Source organism: Shewanella sp. 1CM18E (assembly GCF_023161665.1).
GTDB lineage: Bacteria > Pseudomonadota > Gammaproteobacteria > Enterobacterales > Shewanellaceae > Shewanella.
The window spans coordinates 13,001-27,179 of sequence record NZ_JALNTW010000018.1; the positions used below are offsets into that span (position 1 = coordinate 13,001).

Here is a 14,179-nt window from a genome sequence, read left to right on the forward strand (position 1 = left end):
CAATGAAAATTATCATTTTGGGTGCAGGACAAGTTGGCGGCACATTAGCTGAAAACTTAGTTGGCGAAAACAATGACATCACCATTGTCGATAGCGACAAAAACCGCCTACGCACCTTACAAGATAAATACGATTTACGCGTAATTGTAGGTCACGGCGCTCACCCAAGTGTATTAAAAGAAGCGGGCGCAGAAGACGCTGACATGCTTATTGCTGTAACCAATAGTGACGAATGTAATATGGCAGCCTGCCAAATTGCCTACTCGCTTTACGGCACGCCCACTAAAATTGCCCGAATTCGTTCAGAACAATATCTCGGCCTGCGCGATAAACTGTTTATCGACAGCGAAACCAAGCATGCGGAAAACCGTCCTCGTGGCGGCTTTATTATTGATGAGCTTATTGCACCAGAACAACTTGTTACCGCCTACATTGGCCGTTTAGTTGAATACCCAGGTGCATTGCAGGTGCTAGAGTTTGCCGAAGGCCGCCTCAGCTTAGTGGCTGTGCGCGCATACTACGGTGGCCCACTTGTAGGTAATGCTTTGGCGGCATTGCGAGAACACATGCCAAATATTGATACCCGGGTAGCGGCAATCTTTAGACAAGGTCGCCCTATCATGCCGCGCGGTACCACCATTATTGAAGCCGATGATGAAGTATTCTTCGTGGCGGATAGCCGCCATGTGCGCGCAGTAATGAGTGAGATGCAAAAGCTAGATAACTCTTACCGTAATATTATGATCGCTGGCGGTGGTAATATTGGTTTAGGGCTAGCTAAGCAATTGCAACGTAATCACTCAGTCAAACTGATTGAACGCAAGCAAGAGCGGGCTGAAGAACTGTCTGAAAAGCTAGAAAACACCACGGTATTTTGTGGTGACGCATCAGACCAAGAGTTACTGCTAGAAGAACATATCGATCAAACCGACGTGTTTATTGCGGTCACTAACGATGATGAAGCTAATATTATGGCGGCGCTGCTGGCTAAACGCATGGGCGCTAAAAAAGTTATGGTGCTTATTCAGCGTGAAGCCTATGTTGATATTGTGCAAGAAGCCAATATTGATATCGCTATTTCACCACAGCAAGCAACCATTTCAGCCCTGCTGACTCATATTCGCCAAGGTGATATTTGTAACGTGTATTCATTACGTCGCGGTGCAGCAGAAGCGATTGAAGCGATTGCTCATGGTGACTCAAATACGTCTAAAGTTGTTGGTAAGCAGATTAGTGAAATCAAGCTACCACCAGGTACAACTATTGGTGCCATCGTGCGAGATGAAGAAGTACTCATGGCGCACGATAAAACGGTTATCGAACAAGGTGACCACGTCATTCTCTTCTTGGTGAATAAGAAGTTTATCGGCGAAGTAGAAAAACTGTTCCAACCGAGTGCGTTCTTCTTTTAAAGCGCCTTGGTGTATCAAAGCTTAATATTGCCCCTTTTTAGTCTGCTAAATAAGATTAAAAAGGGGACAAACATAATATTAGCGACCGAACTACAGGAAAGGCTCATCACTGAGCGTCTTCTCACTTAGATTGGTATAACCTATTATGCTGAACTATCGTCCTCTGCTGTTTATTCTGGGCATTTTCTTATCAACACTCACAGTGTTTATGTTAATTCCCGGCGCCTTTGCCCTCTACTACGGCGAAGAAACTGTTGCTGCATTTATGATCTCCTCGTTAGTCGCAGGCAGCGCAGCAAGCTTCTGTATGCATCAAGGCCAAAACAGCGGCTTGCATCTCAATATCCGTGACATGTTTCTGCTTACTAGCCTAACTTGGCTGATCGTAAGCCTGTTCGCAGCAATGCCTTTCACCTTGTACCACGGCATTAACTATACCGACGCTTTCTTTGAAACCATGTCAGGGATCACCACTACAGGCTCCACTGTATTGTCTGGCCTAGATACTATGGATCACAGCATTTTAATTTGGCGCTCATTACTACAATGGATGGGCGGTATTGGTTTTATAGTTATGGCTGTGGCAGTGCTACCTTTTTTAAACGTCGGTGGTATGCGTTTATTTAGAACCGAATCATCGGACTGGAGTGACAAAACCACTCCTCGTACGCAGCACATGGCCAAAAATCTATTTATCGTTTATTGCCTACTAACCTTTTTATGCTTTTTGGCGTATCACAATAGCGGTATGAATTGGTTTGAAGCCATTAACCACGCTATGACAACCCTTTCAACGGGGGGCTACTCAACTTCAGATAAATCAATGGCTGCCTTTTCAAATGAGGCTCACTGGGTTGGCACCACATTTATGCTGGCTGGCGGCTTACCTCTGTTAATGTTTGTATATATGGTGCAGCAGCGCTCGGTAAAAGTGTGGAACGATGCGCAAGTAAAAGGCTTTTTAAAGTTCGTTATTTTTGTTTCCTGCTCACTGGCCTTATGGCTATGGAGTAGCAGAGAAATAGCTCCGCTCGATGCACTGCGCCTTGCCAGCTTTAATGTCGTCTCAGTCGTAACAACGACCGGTTATGGCCTCACCGACTACACGGCTTGGGGCGCTTTGGCTAATATTGCCTTTCTCTTTTTAATGTTTGTCGGCAGTTGCTCAGGCTCGACATCTGGCGGCATCAAAATTTTCCGCTTTCAAATTGCTGGCGTGATCATGCGTGAGCAGCTTAAGCAGCAGTTTCACCCCAATGGTGTATTTAAAGAGCGTTACAACAAACGCGTCATTAAAGAAGATATCGTGCGCTCTTTAGTGACCTTTATTCTGCTGTTTGTCATGGTCATAGTGCTGCTATCGATTGTATTGGTGTTAACTGGTTTAGATCCGGTTACCAGTTTTACCGGAGCGATTACCGCGGTAACCAATGTTGGCCCGGGACTTGGCGGCACAATTGGCCCTGCTGGTAACTTTTCAACTCTACCTGATGTAGCTAAATGGGCTTTAGCAATAGGAATGCTGCTTGGCCGCCTAGAGATTTTAACGGTGGCTGTATTGTTCCACCCAAGCTTTTGGAAGTACTAATTCAGTATAAACCTGATTGTCAGATACAAAAAAGCCGCATCAAGTGCGGCTTTTTGATTGGTACGCTTATTTAGCTAAACTAACCAAATGCTCGGCGTAAACTTTTACGTCTTCCCAGTCGGTGTAATCAATCACTGCTTTAGGATCAGTTGGGCCGTCGGTGATCTTCATGATCAATTGGATCATCATTCTGTCATACCAACGCCAAGATGGATAATCCACCTTACCTGCAATCACTTTTACATCGTTAGGTTTCCACGCAGATAACTCAATAAACTTCTGTAGATATTTATTGTTTTCAGGAACGCGCTTAGCTGGATTGCGAGCGACAACGTTAACACTGAAAAAGCTCGCAGGTTTTGCACTTAACTGTGCTTGATGTTCAGCAACAAACTCAAATACTGACTTATGATACGTGCCATAAAGCACGCAAGCACCCAGTGCTACAACATCGTACTTAGCCCAATCAATGCCTTCGGCTTTAGCTTCGTTAATGTGCATCATATCGCACTGATGACCAGTCGCAGCGAGATGCTCAGCAACGGCGCGACTGATTCTGGCAGTATGGCCGCCGCGTGAATAATAGAGTACCAGAACAGATTTCATCTTTATCCCAATAGAGAATTTGTTGTTTAACTGCATTGTTGCAGCAATTAATACTTTTTAAAGGTTAATGGGTCACAATTTAGGTGTAGCTCATATTATCAACATCAAAAATTGTGAGAATGAGAAACCATAAGTATATTGTTATGGCAGTTCAACTCAATTAGAATAAACTAATTAAAGGCGATGGAGTTAAGTATCGTATGCAAAAAGAAATCGATGCCAGTGCAATGGTGACCAATGCCGAAAGCGCAGCCAAATGGCTTAAAGCTATCGCAAACCCATATCGATTAATGATCCTGTGCTTATTATTAGATAAAGAGTTAAGTGTTACTGAGCTTAATAAAACCGTGCCTCTCAGCCAATCAGCGCTCTCGCAACACTTAGCGGTTCTGCGCTCTGAAGATTTAGTTGCTACCCGAAAAAGCTCACAAGTGGTTTATTACACCCTCAAAAATGAGCAAGTTACCGAAGTTATTTCAATACTGCATCGCAAGTATTGCGCCTAGACGCTTAGATAACAAAAAGCCTGCTTAATCGCAGGCTTTTTTAGTTTTACTTATGCCAAATGGTGGCAAATTTTAACGTTCGGCAAATGCGCGGCCAAACTCATCAACCTTGTTCCAATCGGTAAATTCAAAGGTACCACTAGTGTCTGTTGGGCCTTTGGTCATCCACATAATAAAGCGGATCATCACCTTGTCGAATAGTCGATATTTAGGGTAATCAATCTTACCCGCAAATACCGCCAACTGTTGCGGCTGCCATAAAGAGAGCTCTAAAAACTTCTTCATATATGGGTTAGTTTCCGGGGTGTTTTTCTCAGGTTTACGTGCCACAACATTAACGGTAAAAAAGGCGTTTTGCTTGGCATTTAACACCGCATGATGACGATTAATAAACTGATAAAGTTCGGGTCTATGTTTACCATAGCGAATACTTGCCGCCACCAAGATTTTATCAAATTGCGCCAAGCCGAGCTTATCGGCTTCATCAACTGAAGCCATAGTTACCGTGGCGTTTTGCTCTTGGTTAATCTTCTTGATTTGCTCACAAATCGCTTTGGTTTGACCATCAACCGTCGAATAAATTATTAGTGTATTGCTCATTAACTTCCTACGATTTTCCGATTATCACTTAGGTCTTACTAGGCGCAACATAAAGCCGTAGGCCAAGCGTTCATTAATATACTTACGAATAATTAACGCTAGCTTAGCTCTAGTCTCCTAGTAAGTATCTTTACACTAATTTAGTTTTTCCAAAAGGTCGGCGTAAACAAAATTAATAGCGTAAATACTTCTAAACGACCAAATAGCATGGCAAACAATAGCACCCACTTTTCACCATCGCCAATACTGGCATAGTTACTGGCGACTTCACCAAGTCCAGGGCCTAAGTTATTTAAACAAGCTGCTGTAGCACTAAAGGCGGTAATCGCATCCATGCCTTGCGCCATTAAAATAAGCATACAAACCACAAACACTAAGGCATAAGCTGAGAAGAAGCCCCACACAGCATCAATCACCCTGTCAGGCAGTGCGTTACCACTAATACGAATAGAGAACATACCACGAGGATGTACTAAACGCTTAAGTTCACGCGAACCTTGTAGTAACAACAAAATCACTCGAATAACTTTAATACCACCAGCAGTTGAACCACCACTACCACCAATAAAACTAGAGAAGATAAGTAGGATTGGCAAAAACAGCGGCCAAGCATGGAAACTCTCAGTACCAAATCCTGCAGTTGTAGAGATAGAAACCGCCTGGAACAGTGCATAATCAAAGGTTTCTTCGGCTGAGTCGTAAATACCAGAGCCGTATAACGTTGCGAAACAGATTGCGGTTAGCACCAACTGAATAGCAATTAACACCTTAAACTCAGCGTCTCTAAAGTAGACTCTAAGGTTAATGCCGCGGCGAGAGAATGCTGCAAAATGCAGGCTAAAGTTAAGCGCGGCAATTAATAAAAACACCACACAAATCATGTTGATTGTCGGGCTGTCAAAGTAGCCCATACTGGCATCATGGGTAGAGAAACCACCAATGGCAATGGTGGAGAATGAGTGACAAATCGCATCAAACACATCCATACCCGCTAGCCAATAAGCGACAGCACACGCCACCGTTAGCGCCAAATAGATATACCAAAGCGCTTTAGCGGTTTCGGCGATCCTCGGGGTCATCTTACTGTCTTTCACTGGCCCCGGCATTTCTGCCCTATACAGCTGCATACCACCGACACCAAGCACCGGCAAAATCGCCACCGCCAATACAATAATCCCCATACCGCCTAGCCATTGCAGCAAATGTCGATAAAACAAAATCGCTTTAGGTAGACTGTCTAGACCAACAATAACCGTGGCACCTGTAGTAGTAAGCGCGGAGAAGGATTCAAAAAAACTATCTGTTAAGCTCAGCGATGGCTGACCGGAGAAAATAAATGGCACCGCACCAATAGAACCTAGTACCACCCAAAATAGTACCACCAGCAAAAAACCTTCTCTGGTGCGTAGATCTTTACGGTGTGCACGGTTGGGATACCAAAGCGTAAAACCTAAAATCAAGCACAATACAAATGCCTGAATAAACGCCATGCCGCCGCCATCTTTATAGATAACAGCAACGACCGCCGGTGGAAGTAAAGATAAAGAAAACAGCCCCATTAACAGGCCGGTAATTCTTATAATTGTTCGATATTGCATTGATTCCCATTACCCGCGTTCAGCTAACGCGCACTTAACACTCTTAGTTTATTAAATTTATCGCTTCAATTGCTGGCAATAAGCTGCAAGTTACTATTCGGCGTATATCGCCTTTAACTGGCCTTTACTCATAGTCGCCAAATCAATATTTAGCTGCGCCTTAAACGCTTTTGGTATCGCAAATTGAATAACGACGTTGTCGCTAAACTGTTTATCTTCTATCAATACATCAAATTGAGCCAATAAATGCTCTACATCTTTGAGTTGATGGTAATCACACACTAACGTTGCCGGATAGCGGATCTGTTTTAACTGCGTTTCAAGTTGTGGGATAGCTTGTTTAATTCCAGAGCTATATGCCCGAACTAACCCGCCCACACCGAGTTTTGTGCCGCCAAAATAACGAATAACTATGGCACCTAACTCACCAATATTGGCACCTTGCAATGCCGCTAACATTGGCCGACCAGCACTACCAGAAGGTTCACCATCGTCACTTGAACCTATATTAATGCTGTCGCTTGGCGCACCAGCAACAAAAGCATAGCAATAATGGTTAGCTCCAGGATATTCCACCTTTAAGTTGGTAAGTACACACTTCAAATCTTCAAGCGACTGACAATGAAACAGAAAAGAGATAAAGCGACTATGCTTTATCTCTTCTTCTATCAGTAAATCAGCCGCTGGAATGAGATAACTTTCACTCAAAATCGTTTTCTCAATAAATAAAAGTTTATCGCTCAAATACAGCTAAATAGTTAGCGATTTAAACCTAAATCTCGAGTCATATTCTCAACTCGATCACCATGAATAATCACATTATCTTCAATACGAATACCACCAAATGGGCGTAAGATATCAACGGTATTCCAGTTAACTTGCGCTTGACGCTTATCTTGCTTTAAGCCCGCTAATAGTGAATCAATAATGTAAACACCCGGCTCAATTGTCAGCACCTGATTTACATCTAACTCACGCGTACAGCGTAAGAAAGGATGTGCCTCTGGTGAAGCAATATGAGTGCCTTTATCATCAGCTAGAAAACCGCCCATATCATGGACTTGAATCCCCAACATATGACCTAAACCGTGCGGGAAAAAGACGCTAGTTATGCCCTGCTCAACCAGCCCCTGCACATCGCCGCTGACAATATCAAAATCCAACAAGATCTGCGCTAACTTATAATGAGTTTCGACGTGCAATTGCACATAGCTCACACCTGGCTTCATCATATTGATGATCTGTAGCTGCAAATTATCCATCGCAGTAATCAAATCATCGAAAATATTCTTCTCGAATGCATAGCTACGGGTGATATCAGATGCATAACCGTTAAAATTAGCACCGGCGTCAATTAAGAATGAACGACGTTGAGCTGGCGATTTTTGCTCGAGTGCCGTGTAGTGCAAAATCGCTGCGTTTTCATTAAGCGCAACAATGCTGCCGTAAGGAACTTGGTTCTCGCCTTGCGACACAGCAGACAAATACACCTGTAGGATCTCAAACTCACTTGCACCATTATAAAAAGCAGTCTTGGCCGCCTGATGCCCGGTCACTGCTATTGCGTTTGATTGACGCATACACACCAACTCATAGTCAGTTTTGGTAGCGCGGTGATAGTTAAGGTAACTTAGAACAGAATCTGGATTGCGAGAAGTAAAGCCAAGTACGTCGGCAACATCTAAATGCTCACCAATATAAGCCCAGTTTTCAATATCTTTAGGCAGATACTCGGCAACTTTGTCAGCCTTAGTTAAAAACTTAATATCGACATGTTCAGACCAATATTCAGTTGGTTCTGCCGACACTTTATGCCAAAAATCAACTGGGCGATAAAATATTAATAGTGGTTTATCAGTACCGTTAACCACCAACCAAGAGTTTGGATTATCAGTTACTGGTAACCAAGCTTTAAAGTGTGGATTCACTTTAAATGGATAATCTAAATCATCTAAAAATTGTCTGTGTGGCTGACCTGAGTGGATGACTAAGCCTGATAAATTTTCGCGGGAAGTGATTTCGCTAACACGACGATTAAGTACTTGAAGATGGTCGTGATACAGATGCGCTAACTGTTCCATGAGGGTTACCCTATTGTTATTATTTAGCCAAATTTTCGACATCGACCCAGTCTAACACATAGACAATTAAAATTTTTCTTCAAACACATTATTCGCTAAAGCGGCTAAACTCTTGCGAGCAAAGATAAAATATAAACATCAATTTTTTTGCTATAAGCGTATGATTTTATTTGATCTACTAATAAGGAATAAAAATAACTAAACGACCGTTTAAATTGGGTGTTGTAATTTTTTGTGATTAGTCGCACACTGAATAGCAACTGGTCAAATGATGGCCTAGGCTGCTGTGACAAAGAAGGTTACATTCGGACAATAAAATCATTAATGATCTGGATAGTGAACCTAAGCTAAAAGGAAGCAAGCAATGATCTACCAAAGCCCTACAATTGAGGTTGAGTTACTCGAAAATAATATCGCGCACTTGTGTTTTAACGCACAAGGCTCAGTAAATAAGTTAGACCGAGCAACCCTCGACTCACTCAATGCTGCACTCGATAGCATTCAACAAGATTCTAGTATTAAAGCGTTAATGCTTAGCTCAGCCAAAGATGCCTTTATCGTTGGTGCTGACATCACCGAATTTCTAGGGCTTTTTGCTGAAGACGATACTGTTTTACAGTCTTGGATTGAGCAAGCCAATGATGTATTTAACAAGTTAGAAGACTTACCTTTTCCAACATTGTCAGCGATTAACGGTTTTGCGTTAGGCGGCGGTTGCGAAACCATTCTTGCTACAGACTTCCGTATCGCAGACACCACAGCTCGCATAGGTCTACCTGAAACTAAGTTAGGTATTATCCCAGGCTTTGGTGGCACAGTTCGTTTACCGCGTGTGATTGGTACCGACAATGCACTAGAGTGGATCACCTCAGGTAAAGATCAACGCCCAGACGCTGCACTTAAAGTAGGTGCAATTGACGCGGTAGTAGCGCCAGAGCACCTCAAGTCTGCAGCGTTAAAAATGCTGAATGATGCCCTAGCAGAAAAGCTAGATTGGCAAACTCGCCGCGCTAAGAAGCAAGCGCCACTGACACTGCCTAAACTTGAAGCCATGATGTCTTTTGCAACCGCTAAAGGCATGGTATTTAAAATTGCCGGTAAACATTACCCTGCACCTATGGCAGTAATTAGTGTTATTGAACAAGCTGCACAATGTGGCCGCGCAGAAGCACTACAAATCGAGCATCAAGCATTTGTAAAGCTGGCTAAAACAGAAGTAGCCCAAGCGTTAATTGGTATTTTCTTAAATGACCAGCTCGTAAAAGGCAAAGCCAAGAAAGCTGGCAAGCTAGCCAAACCTGTAAGCTCAGCTGCGGTATTAGGCGCTGGAATTATGGGTGGCGGTATTGCTTATCAAAGTGCCAGCAAAGGCACGCCAATTGTGATGAAGGATATCGCTCAACCAGCCCTTGATTTAGGTTTGGGTGAAGCGGCTAAATTGCTAACGGCTCAAGTTAAACGTGGTCGTTCTAATCCAGCCAAAATGGCAGCGGTACTGAATAGCATCACACCAGCACTCGACTACGCACCGGTTAAAGATGCCGACGTAGTGGTAGAAGCTGTTGTTGAGCATCCAAAAGTAAAATCTATGGTGCTTGCAGAAGTTGAACAGCATGTCAGTGAAGATGCCATCATCACCTCTAACACCTCAACGATTTCAATCAACCTATTAGCTAAGAGCCTTAAAAAGCCCGAACGCTTCTGTGGTATGCACTTCTTTAATCCTGTGCACAAAATGCCATTGGTCGAAGTGATCCGTGGTGAAAACAGCTCAGACGAAACTATCGCCTCAGTAGTGGCTTACGCCAGCAAGATGGGCAAAACGCCAATCGTGGTAAATGACTGCCCAGGCTTTTTCGTCAACCGGGTACTCTTCCCTTACTTTGCAGGCTTTAGCGGCCTACTAGCAGATGGCGCTGATTTTGCGGCTATCGATAAAGTAATGGAAAAGCAGTTTGGCTGGCCAATGGGCCCTGCTTACCTACTCGATGTGGTTGGTTTAGATACTGGTCATCACGCGCAAGCAGTAATGGCCGAAGGCTTCCCTGATCGCATGGGTAAATCAAGCAAAGATGCTATTGATGTGATGTTTGCAGCAGAGCGATTTGGTCAGAAGAATAGTAAAGGCTTCTACCAATATTCAGTAGATCGTCGCGGCAAGCCAAAGAAAGATTTAGACCCAACTAGCTACGAGTTACTGCAAGCCGAGTTTGGCGAGCAAAAAGCTTTTGAATCAGATGAGATCATTGCCCGCACTATGATCCCAATGATTATCGAGACAGTGCGTTGTCTTGAAGAAGGAATTATCGCTTCACCTGCTGAAGCTGACATGGGCCTAGTTTACGGCCTTGGCTTCCCACCATTTAGAGGCGGTGTATTCCGTTACCTAGATACTATAGGTGTGGCTAACTTTGTGGCGCTTGCCGACAAATACGCTCACTTAGGTGGTCTATACCAAGTCACCGACACTATGCGCGAACTTGCCGCCAACAATGGCAGCTACTACCAGCAGGCTTAAGCAGAAAGGATTAAAACAATGAAAAACGCCGTTATCGTAGATTGTATCCGTACGCCAATGGGCCGCTCAAAGGCTGGTGTATTTAGAAATGTACGTGCAGAAACCCTATCTGCAGAACTGATGAAAGCACTACTTGAGCGCAACCCAAAGCTTGATCCAAACACCATCGAAGATGTGATGTGGGGTTGTGTGCAGCAAACACTCGAGCAAGGTTTTAATATTGCCCGTAACGCTGCTTTGCTAGCAGGTATTCCGAAGCAAGTTGGCGCGGTTACCGTTAACCGTTTATGTGGCTCATCTATGGATGCACTACACCAAGCCGCACGAGCCATTATGACAGGCCAAGGCGACACCTTTATCGTTGGTGGTGTTGAACATATGGGCCATGTACCGATGAACCATGGTGTCGATTTCCACCCAGGTCTTGCTAACAACGTGGCTAAAGCCTCTGGCATGATGGGTCTAACCGCAGAAATGCTCGGCAAGATGCACGGTATCACTCGTGAACAACAAGATGCTTTTGCAGTGCGTTCACACCAGCGTGCGCATGCTGCAACTGTTGAAGGTCGCTTTGCTAATGAGATTGTAGCAATTGAAGGTCACGACGCCGATGGCGCGCTGATTAAAGTTGATCATGATGAAGTGATCCGCCCTGAAACATCAATGGAATCACTGTCTGGTTTACGCCCTGCTTTTGACCCAGCAAACGGTACAGTTACCGCTGGTACCTCTTCAGCACTATCAGATGGCGCATCTGCCATGCTAGTCATGGAAGAAGAAAAAGCTAAAGAGCTAGGTCTACCTATTCGCGCGCGCATTCGCTCAATGGCGATTGCTGGCTGTGATGCGGCAATTATGGGTTATGGGCCAGTACCTGCAACCCAAAAAGCACTTAAACGTGCAGGCCTAACGGTTGATGACCTAGACGTTATCGAACTTAACGAAGCCTTCGCAGCACAATCGCTGCCATGTGTAAAAGACTTAGGCCTAATGGATGTGGTTGACGAAAAAGTTAACCTAAATGGTGGTGCAATTGCACTTGGTCATCCACTTGGCTGTTCGGGTACTCGTATCTCAACGACCTTGATAAACCTTATGGAAGCCAAAGATGCTAAGTATGGCCTAGCGACTATGTGTATTGGTCTAGGCCAAGGTATTGCGACGATATTTGAGCGTCCATAAGCTTAATTTACATCTCACAAACCAAGCTTGATAGACACAAAAAAGCCAGCGTAAGCTGGCTTTTTTCATGTTGTAATGCACAAAGATATTAAAGCTTATTTTGATACAGCTCGATTCGACTACTTACCTTTTTCAAGTAATGCTTAGTCTCATCGTAAGGCAAATTAGTTAATAAATGTTGGTACACTTCATCAGGGCTCATTTTATTAATAACTTTAGATGCCTTACGGATATTACGTGCACCATCAGCATTAAAGGCCTTTGCTACATTACCAGCTCCGGTATTGTATGCAGCAATCACACAATACAAACGACTCTCGTCATTTTCTATCGACTTTAAATAGCGCTTATTCAAGATATTTAGGTAGGCCGCACCGGTTTCAACATTAATATTTGGGGTATAAAGTTCACCAGATGACATAGGCTCGCTTTTTTTCCTGACGATTTGATTAACGTCATAACCTGCTGTAGTCGGGACAATTTGCATTAGGCCATATGCAGGGATCGGCGATGTCGCTTTAGGGTCAAAGCTCGACTCTGAATGGATCACAGCCATAATAAGCGCCGATGAAACTTGCCATCTGTCACCCTCAGTTTGGGCAAAGTTGACCACCGCATTAGCACGAGAACTCAAACCATTTTTAGCTAGTGCGACCTTATATTCGACTATTTTCTTTTCAGTTAATTGCGCTTTTTCTTGCTGGCGATGCTGCTCATAATCTTCAGCTACGTTCTCAAGTCTTTGCTTGGCACCAGCAAGGAGCTTTTTCTTTTTTTGTATAGAAACTTGCTCAATAAGATCAACTGAAAGGCTGTCATTTTTAGCGAGCTGCGCTTTATCAGATTCTTTATCAATTTCTGTTAATTGCGCTTTTGTTTGCTCAATAATAACCTGCTTAGCCTGCTTTTCATTCTCAGCAGAAAACTCAACCTCAATGACTTTTATCTGTGCTTGCGTTTGTGGCTGTGCACTTGAAAGAGCTTTTGCTGCTGTGGAATCACCTTTAACAGCTAGCTGGTTAACCTGTTTAGTTACTTCAGCCTTAGCAGCTTCGTCAGATAAGTTTTTATCGACTAAAACAGAAATCGTAAGCTCACCCTTGTCATAATCAATTACGCTTTTAAGGTTTTGTTCCGCAGAGTACTCAACATTTTTATGGGGCTGTGATACATCACCGACACCCCATTTTTGGATAATTTCGGCGCGGTATTTATCAAAATCTTTGAGGTACTCAACGCGCCAGTGCTCATATTTAGCCATGTATGCGAACACAAAGTCTTGATACTCCTTTTCTGTTTGCTGTTCACTAAAACTGTTGTCCATTACTGCATCAATTTCTGCAAATCTACCAACAGCATTCGCCGATGGCATACTCAATAATAAGCAGGCCATTAAGCCTGTTAAACGAGTTTTCATTTTGAATCCCTTCTAATAGAAATAGACTAAGTTGGAGGGGAACTCCCCCCTCCTTTAGCAAATCGTTACAGCTTTTGTAATGACGACAGTGCCGCGTCTAATTCTTCCGCCGCTTTTTTGCTATTAAACTTATTCCAAAGTTCTGGGTCCTTGTTACCCGCTGCTGCTACGACTTTGGCAATATTCTCATCGTAAGTGGCTTTATCCATGCCTACTAACGTATAAAGTCCGCCACCGGGGCTACGCTGAGTCACAATCACTTTGCTATTAGACAGAGTGCGACTAGTTACGTTTTTAATCACAGACTCAAGGTATTCATTTACCTCTTCCGATACTCCATCTGTAGATGATGAAGCAATATTAGCGGTTGTTGCTTGCTTAAATAGCGTATTAACATTGGTCTCAAATTGCTGTGCCAATCGAGCTCTTGCATCGTTGGTCGCCACATCACGCATAATGTTTAGTCCTGCTACACTCTTTTTGGCGTAACCAACGGCGCCCATTTCAATGCCCGTGGGCATAACATCGCACACCCAACGCGGTGCTTCTGTTGTTGGTGCATCAGGGTAGAAACAATCAATTTGTTGTACATCCTTGACGGTATCGTTGCTTTGACAACCGGCTAATACGGCGACTACGGCAGTTGCTACTAATACTTTTTTCATTTTATT

12 protein-coding genes are annotated in these 14,179 nt (G+C 43.6%); 5 read left to right on the forward strand and 7 right to left on the reverse strand.

Translation table 11 applies throughout. From position 1 onward, the window contains the following. Positions 1–2: 2 nt before the first annotated feature. Both trkA and MSG37_RS18205 read left to right on the forward strand, forming a co-directional pair. Complete coding sequence (trkA, locus tag MSG37_RS18200) at positions 3–1,412, forward strand: Trk system potassium transporter TrkA (protein WP_248472091.1); 1,410 nt, start codon at positions 3–5, stop codon at positions 1,410–1,412. A 145-nt stretch (positions 1,413–1,557) separates the two neighbouring features. Next, positions 1,558–3,000, forward strand: coding sequence for a TrkH family potassium uptake protein (locus MSG37_RS18205; protein WP_248472092.1), 1,443 nt, complete (start codon positions 1,558–1,560; stop codon positions 2,998–3,000). Between the two features lie 66 nt (positions 3,001–3,066). On the opposite strand, the gene hemG (MSG37_RS18210) is transcribed toward MSG37_RS18205, so the two are convergent. Beyond that, on the reverse strand, positions 3,067–3,606 hold the full coding sequence (hemG, locus tag MSG37_RS18210; protein ID WP_248472093.1) for a menaquinone-dependent protoporphyrinogen IX dehydrogenase: 540 nt from the start codon (positions 3,604–3,606) through the stop codon (positions 3,067–3,069). Between the two features lie 200 nt (positions 3,607–3,806). Between hemG (MSG37_RS18210) and MSG37_RS18215 the strand changes: the two genes are divergently transcribed. Further along, on the forward strand, positions 3,807–4,112 hold the full coding sequence (locus MSG37_RS18215) for a metalloregulator ArsR/SmtB family transcription factor (protein WP_248472094.1): 306 nt from the start codon (positions 3,807–3,809) through the stop codon (positions 4,110–4,112). A 72-nt stretch (positions 4,113–4,184) separates the two neighbouring features. Here the strand turns inward: MSG37_RS18215 and hemG (MSG37_RS18220) are convergent, their stop codons facing one another. From hemG (MSG37_RS18220) to pepQ, 4 genes are all read right to left on the reverse strand, one after another. Then, positions 4,185–4,712 carry a menaquinone-dependent protoporphyrinogen IX dehydrogenase gene (gene hemG, locus MSG37_RS18220; RefSeq protein ID WP_248472095.1) on the reverse strand — a complete coding sequence of 176 codons (528 nt, stop codon included), beginning with the start codon at positions 4,710–4,712 and terminating at the stop codon, positions 4,185–4,187. Between the two features lie 140 nt (positions 4,713–4,852). Further along, the gene (locus MSG37_RS18225; protein WP_248472096.1) at positions 4,853–6,310 is read right to left on the reverse strand and encodes a TrkH family potassium uptake protein; all 1,458 of its coding nucleotides are present in this window, start codon (positions 6,308–6,310) and stop codon (positions 4,853–4,855) included. Positions 6,311–6,403: 93 nt separating this feature from the next. Then, entirely contained in the window at positions 6,404–7,018 is a 615-nt protein-coding gene (locus MSG37_RS18230) for a YigZ family protein (protein ID WP_248472097.1), read from the reverse strand. A gap of 50 nt (positions 7,019–7,068) precedes the next feature. After that, the gene (gene pepQ, locus MSG37_RS18235) at positions 7,069–8,391 is read right to left on the reverse strand and encodes a Xaa-Pro dipeptidase (protein WP_248472098.1); all 1,323 of its coding nucleotides are present in this window, start codon (positions 8,389–8,391) and stop codon (positions 7,069–7,071) included. Between the two features lie 364 nt (positions 8,392–8,755). Between pepQ and fadB the strand changes: the two genes are divergently transcribed. Both fadB and fadA read left to right on the forward strand, forming a co-directional pair. Further along, a complete protein-coding gene (gene fadB / locus MSG37_RS18240; RefSeq protein WP_248472099.1) occupies positions 8,756–10,909 on the forward strand; it encodes a fatty acid oxidation complex subunit alpha FadB in 2,154 nt (717 codons plus the stop codon). Between the two features lie 18 nt (positions 10,910–10,927). Then, positions 10,928–12,091 (forward strand): acetyl-CoA C-acyltransferase FadA, encoded by a 1,164-nt coding sequence (gene fadA, locus MSG37_RS18245; RefSeq protein ID WP_248472100.1) that lies wholly within the window; start codon positions 10,928–10,930, stop codon positions 12,089–12,091. 88 nt (positions 12,092–12,179) lie between these two features. Here fadA and MSG37_RS18250 read toward each other — a convergent pair whose 3' ends face one another. Together MSG37_RS18250 and MSG37_RS18255 are read right to left on the reverse strand one after the other, a co-directional pair. Beyond that, positions 12,180–13,508 carry a transglycosylase SLT domain-containing protein gene (locus MSG37_RS18250; RefSeq protein ID WP_248472101.1) on the reverse strand — a complete coding sequence of 443 codons (1,329 nt, stop codon included), beginning with the start codon at positions 13,506–13,508 and terminating at the stop codon, positions 12,180–12,182. Between the two features lie 65 nt (positions 13,509–13,573). Then, positions 13,574–14,173 (reverse strand): LPP20 family lipoprotein, encoded by a 600-nt coding sequence (locus tag MSG37_RS18255; RefSeq protein WP_248472102.1) that lies wholly within the window; start codon positions 14,171–14,173, stop codon positions 13,574–13,576. Positions 14,174–14,179: the final 6 nt, after the last annotated feature.